Here is a 14,816-nt window from a genome sequence, read left to right on the forward strand (position 1 = left end):
GAAAGCATGGATTTCACCTTTACCCCCGAGCAGGAAGCGCTGCGCGAAACCGTGCGCCGCTTCGCCGAGACGGAGCTCGCCCCGCTGGTGCGCGAGGCCGACGACAACGAGGTTTTTCCGAAGCACCTCTTCCGCCGCTTCGGCGAACTCGGCCTGATCGGCGTGCGCTACCCTGCCGAGGATGGCGGCGCTGGCTTCGACAAGGTCTCCGACTGCATCCTGCGGGAGGAGATGTCGCGGGTCTGCCAGGCCTTCTCCTCATCCTGGTCCGGGCACAGCCATCTCGGCATCTGGCCCATCTGGAAGGCCGGGACCGAGGCCCAGAAGCAGCGCTTCTTCATCCCCGGCCTGGCGGGCGAGAAGATCGCCGGCTTCGCGCTGTCGGAACCCGATGGCGGGTCCGACATCCGCGCCATGCGCACGCGGGCGGAGAAGGTGGATGGCGGCTGGCGGCTGAAGGGCTCCAAGCTCTACATCACCAATGCGCCGATCGCGGACTTCCTGACCCTCGCGGCGCGCACCAAGCCGGAGATGACGCCGGATGCCGTGAGCCTGTTCCTCGTGGAATTGCCGAACCCCGGCATCACCATCCACCGGCTGAAGAAGGAAGGCATCCGCGGATCCGACACCGGGCTGCTCTACATCGAAGACGCCTTCGTTCCGGATGACTGCCTGCTCGGCGCACGCACCGGGACCTATCCGCTGCTGATCGAGAGCCTGGTCGAGAACCGCGTCGGCGTCGCGGCGAATGCGCTCGGCATGGCGCAGGGTGCGCTCGAGGCGGCGCTGGACTACGCCAAGACGCGCCTCGTGCGCGGCAAGCCGATCGGGCAGTTCCAGGCCATCGCGCACAAGCTCGCGGACATGGCGGCCGAGATCGAGGCGGCACGCTGGCTGGTCTACTACGGCGCCTGGCGCGTGGACCAGGGTACGCTGGATGCGGCAACGGCAGCGAAGGTGAAGCTGGTGGCCTCCGAATGCGCGGTGCGCGTCTCGGAAGCCGCGATCCGCATCCATGGCGGCGCGGGGCTGATGCGGGACTACCCGGTCGGGCGGATCCATCGCGACTCCCTCGTCTACGTCATCGGCGAAGGGACATCGGAGATTCAGCGCAACCTGATCGCGCGGGGGCTCGGGCTGTGACGCGGCGCGCCATCATCACCGGCGCGGCGGATACCGCGGTGGGCGAGGTGCCTGGCTCCACCTGCATGGGCCTGCACGCCGAGGCGGCGTCGCTGGCGCTGGCGGATGCGGGGCTGAAGCCCTCGGACATCGACGGCGTGCTCTGCGCCTATTCCTTCACCGAGCCGCACCTGATGCTGGCATCGGTCTTCTGCGAGTATTTCGGGATCCAGCCCGCCTATTCCGCGGCGATCCATGCCGGCGGCGCCACCGGCTGCGTCATGGCCATGCAGGCGGCGGCGCTGGTGGAGGCTGGCGTCTGCCGCCATGTGCTGGTGGTGGCCGGCGACAATCGGCTGAGCGGCCTGTCGCGCGACAAGGCCGTCGCGGCGCTGGCGGAGGTCGGCCATCCGCAGTTCGAACGGCCCTTCGGCGTGACCATCCCGGCGCTCTACGGGCTCGTCGCGCAGGCCTACATGCACGAATACGGCGCGACGCCGGAACACCTGGCGGCGATGGCGGTGAACAGCCGCACCCACGCCGCCCGCAACCCCAAGGCGCAGATGCGCAAGCCGATCACGGTGGCCGACGTGCTCGCCAGCCGCTTCATTTCCGAGCCGCTGCGGCTGCTCGATTGCTGCCTGATCTCCGACGGCGGCGCGGCGATCGTGGTCAGCGCGGCGGATGCGGCGCGCGACACCGCGAAGCGGCCCGTCGCCCTGCTCGGAGCCGGGCAGAAGAACACGCATGAGCACCTGGTCGCCGCGCCCAGCCTGACCGAGTTCGGCTGCCGCGACAGCGCCGCCCAGGCATTCGGCCGCGCCGGCGTGACAGCCGCCGACATCGACGTGGCGGAGATCTATGACAGCTTCACCATCACCCTGCTGGTGGAACTGGAATCCATCGGCTTCTTCCAGAAGGGCGAGGCCGGTCCGGCCGCGCTCGCCGGCGCGCTCGACCTGGGCGGTAGGCTGCCCTGCAACACGCATGGCGGCCTGATGTCCTACGCCCATTCCGGCGCCGCCGGCGGGCTGTTCCACGTCGTCGAGGCCGTGCGCCAACTGCGCGGCGAGGCCGAGGCGCGCCAGGTGCGCGACGCGGAACTCGCCTTCGTCCATGGCGATGGCGGCATCCTCTCCGCCCATTGCTCGCTCGTGCTCGGGAGGCAGTGACATGACGGACAAGCTCCTGCCGATCCCCAACGCCGATACGCGGGCCTTCTGGGAAGGTTGCGCCCAGGGGGAACTGCGGCTGCAACGCTGCCGGGCCTGCCGCAATGCGCAATTCCCGCCGCGCGCGCTCTGCGCGGCGTGCCACGCTCCGTCGCCGGTGTGGGAGAAGGCGAGCGGCCGCGGCCGCATCGTCAGCCACACGCGCGTGCATCGGCCGCCGTCGCCTGCCTTCAAGGCGGATGTGCCTTATGTCGTCGCATTGGTGACGCTGGAGGAAGGCCCGCGCATCATGGTGAACCTGCGTGGTGCCGCGGCCGATGCTCCGCGCATCGGCGACGCCGTGCGCATCGGCTTCGACCCGCCGGCGGGTCCCGACAACATCGCGCTCCCCCACGCCGTCGCCGTGGCGGCGCCATGATCACCTACGAGACCTTCTCGCCCGGTCAGGTGATGGGCAGCAGCGAGGCGGTGCTCGACACCGCGAAGCTGCAGGCGTGGCGGGCGCTGTTTCCTGAGGACGACTTCGGCGGCGAGATGCCGCACGGCATGGTCGCCGCGATCGCCATGCGCGCCTATGCCGAGGTGCTGCAGCCACGGCCGCCCGGCAATGTCCACGCTGCGCAGCATTTCGATCTGTTCCGCCTCCCGCGCGCAGGCGAGCGCCTGACGACGACCATCACCTGCCTGGAGAAGGAGATCCGCAAGGGCCGCTTCAGGGTCACGCTCGGCATGGACACTGTCGGCAGCGAAGGCCCCGCCTTCCGCGGCCGCATGACGGTGCTGTGGGCCGCATGATGCCGGAGACGCTGCCCGAGGTCGGCAAGATGGTGGATCGCGCCGCCATCCTCGCCTACGCCGCCATCACCGACGACTTCAACCCGCTGCACGTGGACGAGGCCTTCGCCGCGACGACACCCTTCGGCAGGCCGATCGCGCACGGGATGCTCTCGCTGAACCTGGTGTGGCAGTCGCTGCGCCGCGCATTCGGCGAGGCGATGCCGATCTCGCTGGAGGTCCGTTTCGTCCGCCCCGTGCTGCAGGACACGCAGGTCACCGCCGGCGGACGGCGCCGGGAGGACGGCGCCTACGATGTCTGGGTCCGTGACGCAGCGGGCCTGGATGTGATTGCCGGCATCGCCTGGCCAAGCGGCGCCGGGGAACGCAAGCCGGATCAACCGGCGTGAACGAACAGGAGGAAACGCCAAGGATGAACACGATTTCCCGCCGCGCCGCTCTGGCGGCACCGCTTGCCACCGTGCTCCCGATGCGTAGCGCATCGGCGCAGACCTGGAGGCCCTCCGGCCCCATGCGGATCCTCGTCAATGCCGCGCCGGGCGGCACGACGGACATCATGGCGCGCATCCTGGCCGGCCACCTCCAGCAACGCTGGGGCACCACCGTGGTGGTGGAGAACAAGGGCGGCGGCGGCGGCACCATCGCCACCGCGGAGATCGCCCGCGCAGCGCCCGACATGCTGAACCTTCTCAGCACCAATATCGGGCCGAGCAGCATTGCCTACTCGCTCTTCCGCAACCTTCCGTATCGGCCGGAAAGCTTCCAGCCGGTTTCCAACATGATCCGCGGGCCCAATGTGCTCGTCGTGCATCCCTCGGTGCCGGCGAATTCGGTGGCGGACCTCGTCGGCCTGCTGCGACGCGATCCGGGCAAGCTCACCTACGGCACGGCGGGTGTCGGGCAGTCGCCGCATCTCTCCGCGGCCTGGTTCCTGCAACTCGTCAACGCGCAGGCGGTTCCGTCGCATTACCGTGGCTCGGCGCCCGCGATGCTCGACCTGCTGGGCGGGAACATCCAGTTCATGTTCGACAACCTCTCCACCGCGATGCCGCATGTGCGCAGCGGGCGGGTGCGCGCGCTCGCCGTCACCAGCGCGGAGCGCAACCCCGCACTGCCGGACCTGCCCGCGATGCGCGAGACCATGCCCGAGCTCGCGGAATACGAGGTGAACACCTGGTTCGGCATCATGGCGCCCGCCGGCGTGCCGGCCGATGCGCTGCGGACCGTGAACCTCGAGATCAAGGCCCTTCTCGAGATGCCCGCCACCATCGCCCGCTTCGCGGAGATGGGCGGCGTGCCTGCCTATGGCACGCCGGACCAGTTCGCGGCCTTCATTCGCGGCGAGATCGAGAAATGGGGCGCGGTGGTGCGCCGCGAGGGCGTGCAGCTCGATGTTACCTGACCGATGGGGGGCGTCGCGGGCCCTGCTCTCCGCACCGGCTGCCACGCCCACGCCGTCCCCCGGCGCGGCCTGCGGGGATTGATCGCGTGCGGGCCCCCTTTGACGGCGCGGTGGCGGGCGTGACAGCCTCCGCGCCGCACGCCATGATCAGGACCCCCCGCGCCAATGCCGCCGCGAAGGCGAAGCCCGCCGGACGCACGCGCCGCCAGGAGAAGGCCGAGCAGGTCCGCCTGGCACTGTTCGATGCAGCGGCGCGCGTCGTCGGCAAGCATGGCTATGCCGGAGCGTCCGTCGCGCGCATCACGACGCTGGCCGGCGTGGCGCAGGGCACTTTCTACAACTACTTCGCGTCCCGCCAGGACCTGCTCGACCAATTGCTTCCCGCGATGGGCGAGGAGATGCTGGCGCATATCGCCGCCGAGGTTCGCGGCGAGCGCGACGAGGTGGCGCGCGAGGAGAGGCGCTTCCGTGCCTTCTTCGGCTTCCTGCAGAAGCGCCCAGCCTTCCTGCGCATCCTCAACGAAGCCGAGGTCTACGCCCCGCGCGGCTTCCGCGCGCATTTCGCGAACATCGCCGCGGAGTATCGCCGCGCGCTCGAGCGCGCCCACGAGCGCGGCGCGCTGCCCGGCTTCGCGGATGACGAGATCGAGCCGCTGGTTTTCCTGCTCATGGCCGCGCGCAGCTACACCAGCCTGCGCTATGCGCAGGGGCCCGCCGGCCGGGTAAAGGCACCGCCGGAGAGCCTGATCCGCGCCTATGTGAAGCTGCTGCGCCACGGGCTGGCAGGGGGTACCGCGGGCCCTTGAGCCGCGCGGATCATGGAACACCCTGGCTGCCGAAAAATGAATCATGATTCGGAACTCATCAATGCATTGACCGTCGCGCCCGGGTCGGCCTACGAGTCCAGTCAAAGGGGCCGGGCAGCCATGACGACCCCACGAGGAGGAAGCAATGTCCCAGCATGATCGCGGCATCGACCGCCGTTCCGCCCTGAAGGCCAGCGCCGCGCTCGGTGCCGCTGCCATGACCGGTTTCCCCATGATCGCTCGCGGCCAGGGCCGCCAGCCGATCAAGATCGGCATGCCGACCATCCTCTCCGGCCGCGTCGCCCAGCTCGGCGTCTCCTCCCGCAACGCGGTGATGATGGAAGTCGAGAAGTTCAACGCCGCCGGCGGCCTCGACGGGCGCCCCATCGAGGTGATCGTGCGCGACAGCCGCGGCGTGCCCGCGGAAGCGGCGCGCATCGCGCGCGAGATGATCACCTCCGACCGCGTGGACCTGCTCTTCGACGGCGAGCCGTCCTCGGGCGGCTTCGCGGTGCACGAGGTCGTGCGCGAGACCGGCACGCTGACCCTGCACCTGAATTCGGAGACCTCCTCGCTCACCGCCGACCCGCGGCAGCGCTTCTGGAACGCCTTCCGCGTCGCGCGGCAGGGCATCCATGATTCGATCGCCGGTGGTGCCTATGCGGCGGAGATCGTGAAGGCGCGCAACCTCACGCGCTGGATGACGGTCTCCCCCGACTATGCCTATGGCCGCGACACCACGGCCGAGTTCCTCGAATACCTGAAGGCCTTCGCGCCCAACGTGCAGGTGATCGGCGAGACCTGGCCGCGCCTGTTCCAGCCCGACTACACCGAGAACGTGACGCGCCTGACCCAGGGCCGCCCGCAGGCGATCTATTCCTGCCTCTGGGCCGGCGACCTGGTGACCTTCGTCGAGCAGGCCTCGCTCTACGGCCTGTTCAACCAGTCGCAGTTCTTCGGCGTGAACATGGCCGACTACACGACGCTGCAGCAGATCAAGCAGCTGCCGCGCGGCGTGCATTCGGGCAATCGCTACCTCAAGACCTTCCCCCCGGTGCCGGGCAACCTCGCCTTCGCCGAGGACTACAACCGCCGCTACCAGACCTACCCGACCAATTGGGCCTGGCAGTCGGCGACCGCGGTGCACCTGATCACCGAGGCGCTGAAGAAGGTCGGCGGCACGGATCCGCGCGCGCTGGCCAATGCGCTCAAGGGCCTGACCATCGACAGCCCCTTCGGCGCCGACGGCAAGGTGACGATGCGGGCCGAGGACCAGACGCTGGTCGGCTACGCGATCGGCTGGGGCACCACCATCTCCGCCGATCCCTTCGTCGAGAACATGACCGCGGCCGACTGGACCACCATCTTCCGCCACGAGCAGGAGTGGAAGCGTTCGAAGGGCTGGGCCTGACGCAAGCCGGGGCGCGGTCCGCCGCGCCCCCCTTTCGGCCGTAAGCGGAGCGACCTGATGGACCTCGGCGAACTTGCATCCTGCCTCGGCTCGGCATCCTGTCTCGTCACCCAGGTCTCGGCCGGGCTTACGATCGGATTGCTGCTGTTCCTGGTCGCCTCCGGGCTGACGCTGATCTTCGGCGTGCTGGGCCTGGTGAACTTTGCGCACGGCACGCTCTACATGCTGGGCTCCTATTTCGCGCTGACGGCCTATGGCGCGACGGGAAGCTTCCTGGTGGCGATGGCGGCCGGCGCCCTTGGCGTCGCGGTTGTCGGGCTGCTGATGGAGCGCTTCCTGCTGAGCCGCATCTACGGCACGGACGTGCTGATGCAGCTCCTGGTCTGCTACGCCATCATCCTGATCGTCGATGACGTGGTGAAGATCGTCTGGGGCGGCGACTTCCTGAAGATGGACCTGCCCGACGCCTTCCGTCGCCCGCCGATCATCATCGCGGGTGGGATCATCCCCTACTATTACGTGATCCTCTTTGCCATCACGGCGGTCATCGCGGTGGTGCTCGCCTACGGGATGGGGCGCACGCGCTTCGGCCGCACCGTGCGGGCGGCCGCGGTGAACCCGGGCATGGTCGGCGCGCTCGGCATCAATACGGCGGCCATCTTCGCGGCGGTTTTCGGCATCGGCGCAATGCTGGCGGGGCTCGCGGGCGCGCTGTCCGCGCCGATCCGCTCGGTGGTGCCCGGTGCCGGCGTCTCCATCCTGATCGAAAGCTTCATCGTCACCGTCATCGGCGGCATGGGATCGATCTGGGGCGCGCTGATCGCCTCCCTGTTGATCGGCTTCACGCGGTCCTTCGGGTCGATCGGCTTCCCGCTCTTCACCGAGGGCATGATGTTCCTGATGATGGCGCTGGTCCTGCTGCTGAAGCCGAGCGGCCTCGCCGGGAAGCGCCAGGCATGAGGACGACGCTCTCCTGGCGCGGCGACATGCTGGTCGCGGCGCTCGCCTTCGCCGCCCTGGCGGTCCCGGCCTTCGCGCTGGGCATGCAGTCGGTGCTCGACTTCGCGGTGCGCTTCGCGATCTTCGGCCTGCTGGCGATGTCCCTGAACCTGCTCATCGGCACGACGGGCCTCGTCTCCTTCGGCCATGCCGCCTTCTTCGGTTCGGGCGCCTATGCCTTCGGGCTGCTGATGCAGTCCGGCGGCTGGTCGGTGCCGATGGCGATCCTTGCCGCCATGGCCTTTACGGCGCTGCTGGCGCTCGTGATCGGTGCGCTATGCGTGCGCCTGTCGGAGATCTACTTCGCCTTCCTGACGCTCGCCTTCCAGATGCTGATCCATTCGATCGTCATCTCCTGGGTGTCGCTGACGGGTGGCGACCAGGGGCTGATGGGCGGCGTGCCCAAGCCGCCCTTCCTGGGGATCGACCTCGGCGACGGGCGGCATCTGGCGATGTTCTCCGCCTTCTGCCTGCTCGCATCGGTGGTGGCGCTGCGGCAGATCGTGCGCTCGCCCTTCGGCGCGGCACTGCGCATGCTGCGGGACAATCCGGAGCGCGCAGCCTTCCTCGGCATGTCCATCTTCCGCTATCGGCTCGCTGCCTTCGTCATCGCCGGGACATTCGCGGGGCTCGCGGGTGTGCTGATGAGCCTCTACGTCTCCGGCGCCTTCCCGACCTTCCTCTACTGGACGACCTCGGGCGAGGCGATCTTCATGATCATGCTGGGCGGGATCACGGTATTCCTCGGGCCGCTGGTCGGAACGGCGATCTTCCTCGTGCTCAACGACCGCATCACCAACATCACGGAGCACCACGGGCTGGTGATGGGCAGCATCCTGCTGGTGCTGGTGCTTGGCCTGCGCAAGGGCCTGCTGGACTACATCGTCGATGCATGGCGCGAACGCCGGGAGAAGCGGGCATGAGCGAGCAGACCTTCGCCGGCAAGGTGGCCGCAGTCACCGGCGGCGCCAGTGGCATCGGCGCGGCGTGCTGCCGCATCCTCGCAGCACGCGGCGCGAAGGTGGCCGTGACGGACCGCGACATTACGCGCGCCGAGGCCGTGGCGCGAGAGATCGGCGGCGTGGCCTTTGCTCACGACGTCGCCACCATGGCCGCGAACGACTCAGCCGCGGCGGCGGTCGAGGCGCAGCTTGGCCCGGTGGACATTCTGATCACCTCCGCGGGCGTGATCCAGCGACCGCTGCGGGCAGAGGAGCTCTCGGAACGCGACGTCGAGGACGTGATCCGCATCGACCAGATCGGCACCTGGAATTCCGCGGTCGCATTCGGCCGCCGCATGGCGGTGCGCGGCCGCGGGGCGATCGTGACCATCGCCTCCATCGCGGGCATCCGCTCCATGCCGCTGCACGCCTATTCGCCGGCCAAGGCTGCGGTGATCGAGATGACGCGCTGCCTCGCCGCCGAATGGGGGCGTTCGGGCGTGCGGGTGAATGCGGTCTCGCCGGGCTTCACGCGGACGCCCGCGCTGCAGGCGGCGATCGACAAGGGGGAACGCGACGTCTCCCTGCTCGAAGGCAACAGCGCCCTCGGCCGCATGGTGACGCCCGAGGACATCGCGGAGGCCGTCTGCTTCCTCTGCTCCGATGCCGCGGGCGCGATCACGGGCATCAACGTGCCGGTGGATGCCGGCTGGTTGGTGACGGGGTCCTGGGCCAGCTATGGCGGCCTTCCCGGCCCACGGGGGAATGCATGAGAGGCGGGCGGCTCGAACTCCAGGGCCTGCGTCGCACCTTCGGCGGCGTGGTGGCGACCGACAATGTCTCGCTCGACTTCGCTGCGGGCACGCTGTCGGCGATCATCGGACCGAACGGCGCGGGCAAGACGACGCTGTTCCATCTCATCAGCGGCCGCACCAAGCCGACCGCCGGCCGCGTGCTGCTGGACGGGCAGGACATCACCGGCCTCGATCGCCAGGACATTGTTCGCCGTGGCATCGGTCGCGCCTTCCAGGTGGCGAACCTCTTCCCCAGCTTCACCGTCGCGGAAAGCCTCGCTGCGGCGATCCTGACGCATGAGGGACGCACCGCGAGCCTGTTCCGTGCCTTCCCGCCACCCGATATCGCCGCGCGCGCGGCCGAGGTGATGGAGTTGTGCGGCCTGGCCGACCTCGCGGATGTGCTCGCGAAGCATCTTTCGCACGGCGACCAGAAGCTGCTCGACATCGCCTTGGCGCTGGCGCTCGACCCGAAGGTGCTGCTGCTGGACGAACCGACCGCCGGCATGGGCCCGGAGGAACGCTGGCGCATGATCGAGCGCGTGCATCGCCTCTGGGAAGCGCGGCGCATGACGCTGGTCTTCATCGAGCACGACATGGACATCGTCTTCCGCATCGCCGAGACGGTGCGCGTGCTGCGGTACGGCTCCGTGCTCGCCCAGGGCACGCCGGAAGAAGTGCGCCGCAACCCGGCGGTGATCGAGGCCTATCTCGGCGCCGAGCATGCGCTGGAAGGCGGCGCGGCATGACGGCCGAACTCTCCGTCGACGGGCTCGATGCCGCCTATGGCGCGAGCCAGGTGCTCTTCGGCGTGAAATTCGAGGTCGAGCCCGGCGAGACGCTGGCCCTGATGGGCCGCAACGGCGCCGGCAAGAGCACGACCTTCAAGGCCATCGCCGGCCTGCTGCCGCCGCGCGCCGGTCGTGTGGCGCTGCGCGGGCAGGACCTCGCCGGGGCCAAGCCTTATCGCATCGCCCGTGCCGGCATCGGCTTCGTGCCTGAGGACCGCCAGGTCTTCCCCGAGCACACGGTCGAGGAGAACCTCGAGATCGCCCAGAAGCCCGGCCCTGGCGGCGGCAACTGGAATGTCGAGCGCGCCTTCGAGGTCTTCCCGCTGCTCGTGCCGCTGCGCAAGCGCATGGCGGGGCGCCTGTCCGGCGGCGAGCAGCAGATGCTGACCATCGCACGCAGCCTGATGGGCAACCCCGCGGTGCTCCTGCTGGACGAACCTTCCGAGGGCCTGGCGCCGCTGATCGTCGCGCAGATCGGGGAACTGATCCGCAAGCTGCGGGAGATGGGCACGACCATCGTCCTGGCCGAGCAGAACAGCCGCTTTTGCCTCGGCGTCGCGACGCAGGTCGCGGTGATCGACAAAGGCACGATCGTCTGGCGCGGCAGCGTCGAGCAGTTCCGCGCCGATCCGTCGATCCAGGCCCGCTACCTGCAGGTGTGATGCGCATGTCCGACCCGATCGCCCTGTTCCGTATGATGCTGACGATCCGCGAGGCGGAACTCGCCCTCGCGCGCCTCTTCGCCGATGGCGAAGTGCCTGGCTTCATCCATCTGTCGGTCGGGCAGGAGGCGGTGGCGGCGGGCGTCTGCGCTGCCCTCGGACCGCAGGACTCGGTGGCGTCCACGCATCGCGGCCATGGCCATGCTCTCGCGCGCGGCATGGCGCTCGAAGGCTTCTTCGCCGAGGTGATGGCGAAATCCACCGGCCTTTGCGGCGGTCGCGGCGGCTCGATGCATGTCGCCGACCTCAAGCGCGGCATGCTCGGCGCGAATGGCATCGTGGGCGCAGGGCCGCCGATCGCGCTCGGCGCCGCGCTGGCCCACCGCACGCGCGGCACGGACGGCGTCGCGGTCGCCTTCTTCGGCGATGGCGCGCTGGCCGAGGGCACGATGCACGAAACGCTGAACATGGCCGCAATCTGGCGCCTGCCGCTGCTGCTGGTGTGCGAGAACAACGGCTGGGCGGAGTTCAGCCGCAGCGACACGCAGGTGGCCGTGAATCTCCCTGCCTGGACCGCTGCCTATGGCGTCCCGCATGTCGAGGTGGACGGCAATGACGTGCAGGCCGTCGCCACCGCGGCCGCGGACGCGGTCGCCGGCCTGCGCCGTGGCGAGGGCCCGCGCGTGATCGAGGCCCGCACGCATCGCTGGCGCGGCCACTACGAAGGCGACCCGCAACGCTACCGCGACCCCGAGGAAGCCAGCCGCATGGCGGAACACGATCCCATCGCCCGTGCGCGCGCAGCGATGATCGCGGCCGGCGCGGCGGCAGCCACGCTGGATGCAGCGGAAGCCGAGGCCCGCGACGCCGTCGCCGCCGCCATCGCCGCCGCGCGCGCCGCGCCGCCCGCCGACTGGATGGCCGCGCTCAACGGCGTCTACGCGCCGGCGGAGGTCTGAGTCATGGCGGAACTTCGCATGGTGCAGGCGGTCAATCGCGCTCTCGCCGAGGCGCTGGCGGAAGACCCGACCGTCATCCTGCTCGGCGAGGATATCGGCGCCGCCGGCGGCCCCTTCGGCGCGACGCGAGGATTGCAGGAGAAATTCGGCCCGGACCGCGTGCGCGACACGCCGATCTCCGAGGCCGGCATCGTCGGCGCTGCCGTCGGCGCCGCGCTCTCGGGGCTGAAGCCGGTCGCCGAGATCATGTTCATGGACTTCATCACGCTGGCCATGGATGCGCTGGTGAACCAGGCGGCGAAGGCGCGCTTCATGTTTGGCGGCCAGCGCGGCGTGCCGATGGTGCTGCGCACGCCGCATGGCGGCGGGCTTTCCGCCGGGCCGCAGCATTCCCAGTGCCTTGAGGCGTGGTTCTGCCACATCCCTGGCCTCAAGGTCGTCTGTCCCGCCACGCCCGCCGACGCGCACGCCCTGCTGCGCGCGGCGATCGCCGATCCCGATCCGGTGGTGGTGGTGGAGAACAAGGCGCTCTACGCGATGAAGGGCGAAGTCGAGGACGCACCCGCCCCGCTGCCGATCGGCCGTGCCCGCATTGCCCGCCCTGGCCGCGATGCGACAATCGTCGCCTACGGCGCCGCGGTGCACTGGGCGACGGAAGCGGCCACGGCCCTCGCGCAGGACGGCATCGAGGCGGAGGTGATCGACCTCCGCAGCCTTCAGCCCTGGGACGAAGCGACGGTGCTCGACAGCCTCTCCCGCACCCATCACCTGGTCATCGCGCAGGAGGCTGTGGAAGCCTTCGGCGTCGGCGCCGAGATCGCCGCGCGCATGGCGGATATCGGCTTCGACGAGCTCGACGGCCCCATCCTGCGCGTCGGCGCGCCCTTCACCCCGGTGCCCTTCGCCAAGGAACTGGAGCGCGCCTATCGCCCCGACGCCGCGCGCATTGCCGCGGCCGTCCGCCGGACGCTGGACTAGAGGACACCCCCATGGCCGACCCCGTCATCCTCTCCGAGACCAAGGGCGCCGTCGCGGTGCTCACCTTCAACCGCCCGGCCGCGCTGAACGCCATCGACGCGGCGACGCTGAAGGCTTTTGAGTCTGCCTTCGTGGCGGCCGAAACAGACCCGGCGGTGCGCGTCATCGTCATCACCGGCGCGGGCGAGAAGGCCTTCGTCGCGGGTGGTGACATCGGCGACCTGGAGAGCCGCCAGGGCCTGCCGCACTACATCGAGTTCGGCGAGGAACTGCACCGCGTCTTCAACCGCGTCGAGGCCTGCGACAAACCCACCATCGCGGCGGTGAACGGCTTCGCGCTCGGTGGCGGGACGGAACTGCTGCTCTGCACCGACATGCGGCTGGTGGCGGATACGGCACGGCTCGGCTTGCCGGAGATCAACCTCGGGCTCTTCCCCGGCGCGGGCGGCACGCAGCGCCTGATCCGCGAGATCGCCCCCTGCCGCGCGCGGGAGATGATGTTCACGGGCAGCCAGATCACGGCGCAGGAGGCCGTGGAACTCGGCCTCTGCAACCGCGTCGTGCCGAAGGCGGAGCTGATGGCCGAGGCGATGAAGCTGGCGGAGCGCTGCGCCTCCAAGTCTCCGCTGATCCTCAAGCTGCTGAAGCGCACGCTGCGCCAGGGCGCTCAGATGCCGCTGCCGCAGGCGCTGGCGCATGAGCACGCGATGATCGGCCTGGTGCTGGACGCGGCCGACGCGCATGAGGGCTGCCGCGCCTTCCTCGAAAAGCGTCCGGCCAACTTCACGGGACGCTGACGCGATGACGGCGCTCGCCGAGATCGTGATGCCGAAGCTTGGCCTCACCATGACCGAAGGGCTGCTCGCCGAATGGCGCGTGCAGCCGGGCGCGCGGGTGGCGGCGGGCGATATCCTCTTCGTCGTCGAAACCGAGAAGATCGCGACCGATATCGAGGCCTCGGGCGACGGCGAGATCGTCGAGCTGCTGGTCGCCGCCGGCAGCACGGTTCCGGTCGGCATGCCGGTGGCGCGCTGGACGGGCGCCGCTGCGGGCGCGCCGGAAGCACCGCGCGCGGCGGAGCCTGCGCAACCCGCCGCGGCGCCGCTGCCCGCCGCATCGGGCGGCCGCATCCTCGCCACGCCGCTCGCCCGTCGTCTCGCGCGCGAACGGGGCGTCGATCTCACCGGCGTCAGCGGCAGCGGTCCGCGCGGCCGCATCAAGGCGAAGGACGTGCCGGAGGCGCGAGCGCAGGTCCCGGCATCCGCAGCCGTGCCGACGGCGGGCGAGTTCATCGCGCTCGACCGCGTACGTGCCGCCTCCGCACGCCGGCTGACCCAGGCCAAGCAGGAGATCCCGCATTTCTACGTCGGCGCCGCGGCCGAGATCTCTCGCCTGCTCGCGCTGCGGGACGAATGGCGCGACATTCCGGACGCGCCTCGTATGACCGTGACGCATGCCGTGCTCGCTGCCATCGGCCGCGCCCTGCATGCGATGCCGGAGCTGAATCGCGTGTGGGAAGGCGAGGGCTGGCGGCGCCTTTCATCGCCGGATGTCGGCCTTGCGGTGGATACGCCGCGCGGGCTTTTCGCGCCGGTGCTGCACGATGCCGGGCGGCTTTCGCTCGGCACGGTCGCCAGCCGGGCCAATGGGCTGGTCGAGCGCGCGCGTGCCGGCCGCCTCTCGCCCGACGAGCTTCGGGGGGGCAGCATCACGCTCTCCAATGTCGGGATGCATGGCGCACGCTTCCTCGTGCCCATCGTCAATCCGGGACAGTCCATGATTCTGGGCCTCGGTGCGATGGAATCGCTGTTCCGGCCCGATGCGGAAGGCGCGCCCGCGCTGCGGCGGGAGATCACGCTCGTGCTGGCCGCCGATCATCGTGTGCTGGACGGCGCGGCCGCGGCCGCCTTCCTCGCCCGCATCGTCGCGTTTCTGGAAAAGCCGCTGGCCCTGCTGATCGCGCCGGCGGAAGGGAGCATCTGAG

At 69.9% G+C, this 14,816-nt stretch carries 17 protein-coding genes; all 17 read left to right on the top strand.

All coding sequences use genetic code 11. The annotated features are described in order from the left end of the window. The first annotated feature begins 6 nt into the window (after positions 1-6). The 17 genes from GXW76_RS10800 (at position 7) to GXW76_RS10880 (ending at position 14,815) form a co-directional block, all read left to right on the top strand. Positions 7-1,143 carry an acyl-CoA dehydrogenase family protein gene (locus tag GXW76_RS10800; RefSeq protein WP_211862029.1) on the top strand — a complete coding sequence of 379 codons (1,137 nt, stop codon included), beginning with the start codon at positions 7-9 and terminating at the stop codon, positions 1,141-1,143. Further along, the gene (locus GXW76_RS10805) at positions 1,140-2,294 is read left to right on the top strand and encodes a thiolase family protein (RefSeq protein WP_338150938.1); all 1,155 of its coding nucleotides are present in this window, start codon (positions 1,140-1,142) and stop codon (positions 2,292-2,294) included. Before GXW76_RS10800 ends, GXW76_RS10805 begins: the two co-directional genes overlap by 4 nt. Position 2,295: 1 nt before the next feature. Further along, the gene (locus tag GXW76_RS10810) at positions 2,296-2,712 is read left to right on the top strand and encodes a Zn-ribbon domain-containing OB-fold protein (RefSeq protein WP_211862030.1); all 417 of its coding nucleotides are present in this window, start codon (positions 2,296-2,298) and stop codon (positions 2,710-2,712) included. Beyond that, on the top strand, positions 2,709-3,089 hold the full coding sequence (locus GXW76_RS10815) for a hypothetical protein (protein WP_211862031.1): 381 nt from the start codon (positions 2,709-2,711) through the stop codon (positions 3,087-3,089). Before GXW76_RS10810 ends, GXW76_RS10815 begins: the two co-directional genes overlap by 4 nt. Next, entirely contained in the window at positions 3,086-3,478 is a 393-nt protein-coding gene (locus tag GXW76_RS10820) for a MaoC family dehydratase (RefSeq protein ID WP_211862032.1), read from the top strand. The genes GXW76_RS10815 and GXW76_RS10820 overlap by 4 nt, the downstream gene beginning before the upstream one ends. Before the next feature lie 23 nt (positions 3,479-3,501). Continuing rightward, a complete protein-coding gene (locus GXW76_RS10825) occupies positions 3,502-4,491 on the top strand; it encodes a Bug family tripartite tricarboxylate transporter substrate binding protein (protein ID WP_246514105.1) in 990 nt (329 codons plus the stop codon). An 86-nt stretch (positions 4,492-4,577) separates the two neighbouring features. Next, positions 4,578-5,297 carry a TetR/AcrR family transcriptional regulator gene (locus tag GXW76_RS10830; protein ID WP_338150939.1) on the top strand — a complete coding sequence of 240 codons (720 nt, stop codon included), beginning with the start codon at positions 4,578-4,580 and terminating at the stop codon, positions 5,295-5,297. 145 nt (positions 5,298-5,442) lie between these two features. After that, positions 5,443-6,708 carry an ABC transporter substrate-binding protein gene (locus GXW76_RS10835; protein WP_211862033.1) on the top strand — a complete coding sequence of 422 codons (1,266 nt, stop codon included), beginning with the start codon at positions 5,443-5,445 and terminating at the stop codon, positions 6,706-6,708. Positions 6,709-6,765: 57 nt separating this feature from the next. Next, entirely contained in the window at positions 6,766-7,668 is a 903-nt protein-coding gene (locus GXW76_RS10840) for a branched-chain amino acid ABC transporter permease (protein ID WP_211862034.1), read from the top strand. Next, positions 7,665-8,630: a branched-chain amino acid ABC transporter permease gene (locus tag GXW76_RS10845; RefSeq protein WP_246514106.1), complete on the top strand. Its 966-nt coding sequence runs from the start codon at positions 7,665-7,667 to the stop codon at positions 8,628-8,630. The genes GXW76_RS10840 and GXW76_RS10845 overlap by 4 nt, the downstream gene beginning before the upstream one ends. Beyond that, a complete protein-coding gene (locus GXW76_RS10850; RefSeq protein ID WP_211862035.1) occupies positions 8,627-9,421 on the top strand; it encodes an SDR family NAD(P)-dependent oxidoreductase in 795 nt (264 codons plus the stop codon). The genes GXW76_RS10845 and GXW76_RS10850 overlap by 4 nt, the downstream gene beginning before the upstream one ends. Continuing rightward, the gene (locus GXW76_RS10855; protein WP_211862036.1) at positions 9,418-10,191 is read left to right on the top strand and encodes an ABC transporter ATP-binding protein; all 774 of its coding nucleotides are present in this window, start codon (positions 9,418-9,420) and stop codon (positions 10,189-10,191) included. Before GXW76_RS10850 ends, GXW76_RS10855 begins: the two co-directional genes overlap by 4 nt. Further along, positions 10,188-10,895 (top strand): ABC transporter ATP-binding protein, encoded by a 708-nt coding sequence (locus tag GXW76_RS10860; protein ID WP_211862037.1) that lies wholly within the window; start codon positions 10,188-10,190, stop codon positions 10,893-10,895. Before GXW76_RS10855 ends, GXW76_RS10860 begins: the two co-directional genes overlap by 4 nt. A gap of 5 nt (positions 10,896-10,900) precedes the next feature. After that, positions 10,901-11,854 (top strand): thiamine pyrophosphate-dependent dehydrogenase E1 component subunit alpha, encoded by a 954-nt coding sequence (locus GXW76_RS10865; RefSeq protein ID WP_246514107.1) that lies wholly within the window; start codon positions 10,901-10,903, stop codon positions 11,852-11,854. A gap of 3 nt (positions 11,855-11,857) precedes the next feature. Then, positions 11,858-12,832 carry an alpha-ketoacid dehydrogenase subunit beta gene (locus GXW76_RS10870; protein ID WP_211862038.1) on the top strand — a complete coding sequence of 325 codons (975 nt, stop codon included), beginning with the start codon at positions 11,858-11,860 and terminating at the stop codon, positions 12,830-12,832. Between the two features lie 11 nt (positions 12,833-12,843). After that, positions 12,844-13,629 carry an enoyl-CoA hydratase/isomerase family protein gene (locus GXW76_RS10875; protein WP_211862039.1) on the top strand — a complete coding sequence of 262 codons (786 nt, stop codon included), beginning with the start codon at positions 12,844-12,846 and terminating at the stop codon, positions 13,627-13,629. A 4-nt stretch (positions 13,630-13,633) separates the two neighbouring features. Beyond that, positions 13,634-14,815, top strand: coding sequence for a dihydrolipoamide acetyltransferase family protein (locus GXW76_RS10880; protein WP_211862040.1), 1,182 nt, complete (start codon positions 13,634-13,636; stop codon positions 14,813-14,815). The last annotated feature ends 1 nt before the right edge of the window (position 14,816 follow it).

The organism is Neoroseomonas soli, from assembly GCF_018129065.1.
GTDB lineage: Bacteria > Pseudomonadota > Alphaproteobacteria > Acetobacterales > Acetobacteraceae > Neoroseomonas > Neoroseomonas soli.

Excerpts from the sequence above, each read along its gene's own strand:
- GXW76_RS10800 (WP_211862029.1), top strand. The coding sequence starts at position 7 with ATGGATTTCACCTTTACCCCCGAGCAGGAAGCGCTGCGCGAAACCGTG.
- GXW76_RS10810 (WP_211862030.1), top strand. The coding sequence starts at position 2,296 with ATGACGGACAAGCTCCTGCCGATCCCCAACGCCGATACGCGGGCCTTC.
- GXW76_RS10815 (WP_211862031.1), top strand. The coding sequence starts at position 2,709 with ATGATCACCTACGAGACCTTCTCGCCCGGTCAGGTGATGGGCAGCAGC.
- GXW76_RS10820 (WP_211862032.1), top strand. The coding sequence starts at position 3,086 with ATGATGCCGGAGACGCTGCCCGAGGTCGGCAAGATGGTGGATCGCGCC.
- GXW76_RS10825 (WP_246514105.1), top strand. The coding sequence starts at position 3,502 with ATGAACACGATTTCCCGCCGCGCCGCTCTGGCGGCACCGCTTGCCACC.
- GXW76_RS10835 (WP_211862033.1), top strand. The coding sequence starts at position 5,443 with ATGTCCCAGCATGATCGCGGCATCGACCGCCGTTCCGCCCTGAAGGCC.
- GXW76_RS10840 (WP_211862034.1), top strand. The coding sequence starts at position 6,766 with ATGGACCTCGGCGAACTTGCATCCTGCCTCGGCTCGGCATCCTGTCTC.
- GXW76_RS10845 (WP_246514106.1), top strand. The coding sequence starts at position 7,665 with ATGAGGACGACGCTCTCCTGGCGCGGCGACATGCTGGTCGCGGCGCTC.
- GXW76_RS10850 (WP_211862035.1), top strand. The coding sequence starts at position 8,627 with ATGAGCGAGCAGACCTTCGCCGGCAAGGTGGCCGCAGTCACCGGCGGC.
- GXW76_RS10855 (WP_211862036.1), top strand. The coding sequence starts at position 9,418 with ATGAGAGGCGGGCGGCTCGAACTCCAGGGCCTGCGTCGCACCTTCGGC.
- GXW76_RS10860 (WP_211862037.1), top strand. The coding sequence starts at position 10,188 with ATGACGGCCGAACTCTCCGTCGACGGGCTCGATGCCGCCTATGGCGCG.
- GXW76_RS10865 (WP_246514107.1), top strand. The coding sequence starts at position 10,901 with ATGTCCGACCCGATCGCCCTGTTCCGTATGATGCTGACGATCCGCGAG.
- GXW76_RS10870 (WP_211862038.1), top strand. The coding sequence starts at position 11,858 with ATGGCGGAACTTCGCATGGTGCAGGCGGTCAATCGCGCTCTCGCCGAG.
- GXW76_RS10875 (WP_211862039.1), top strand. The coding sequence starts at position 12,844 with ATGGCCGACCCCGTCATCCTCTCCGAGACCAAGGGCGCCGTCGCGGTG.
- GXW76_RS10880 (WP_211862040.1), top strand. The coding sequence starts at position 13,634 with ATGACGGCGCTCGCCGAGATCGTGATGCCGAAGCTTGGCCTCACCATG.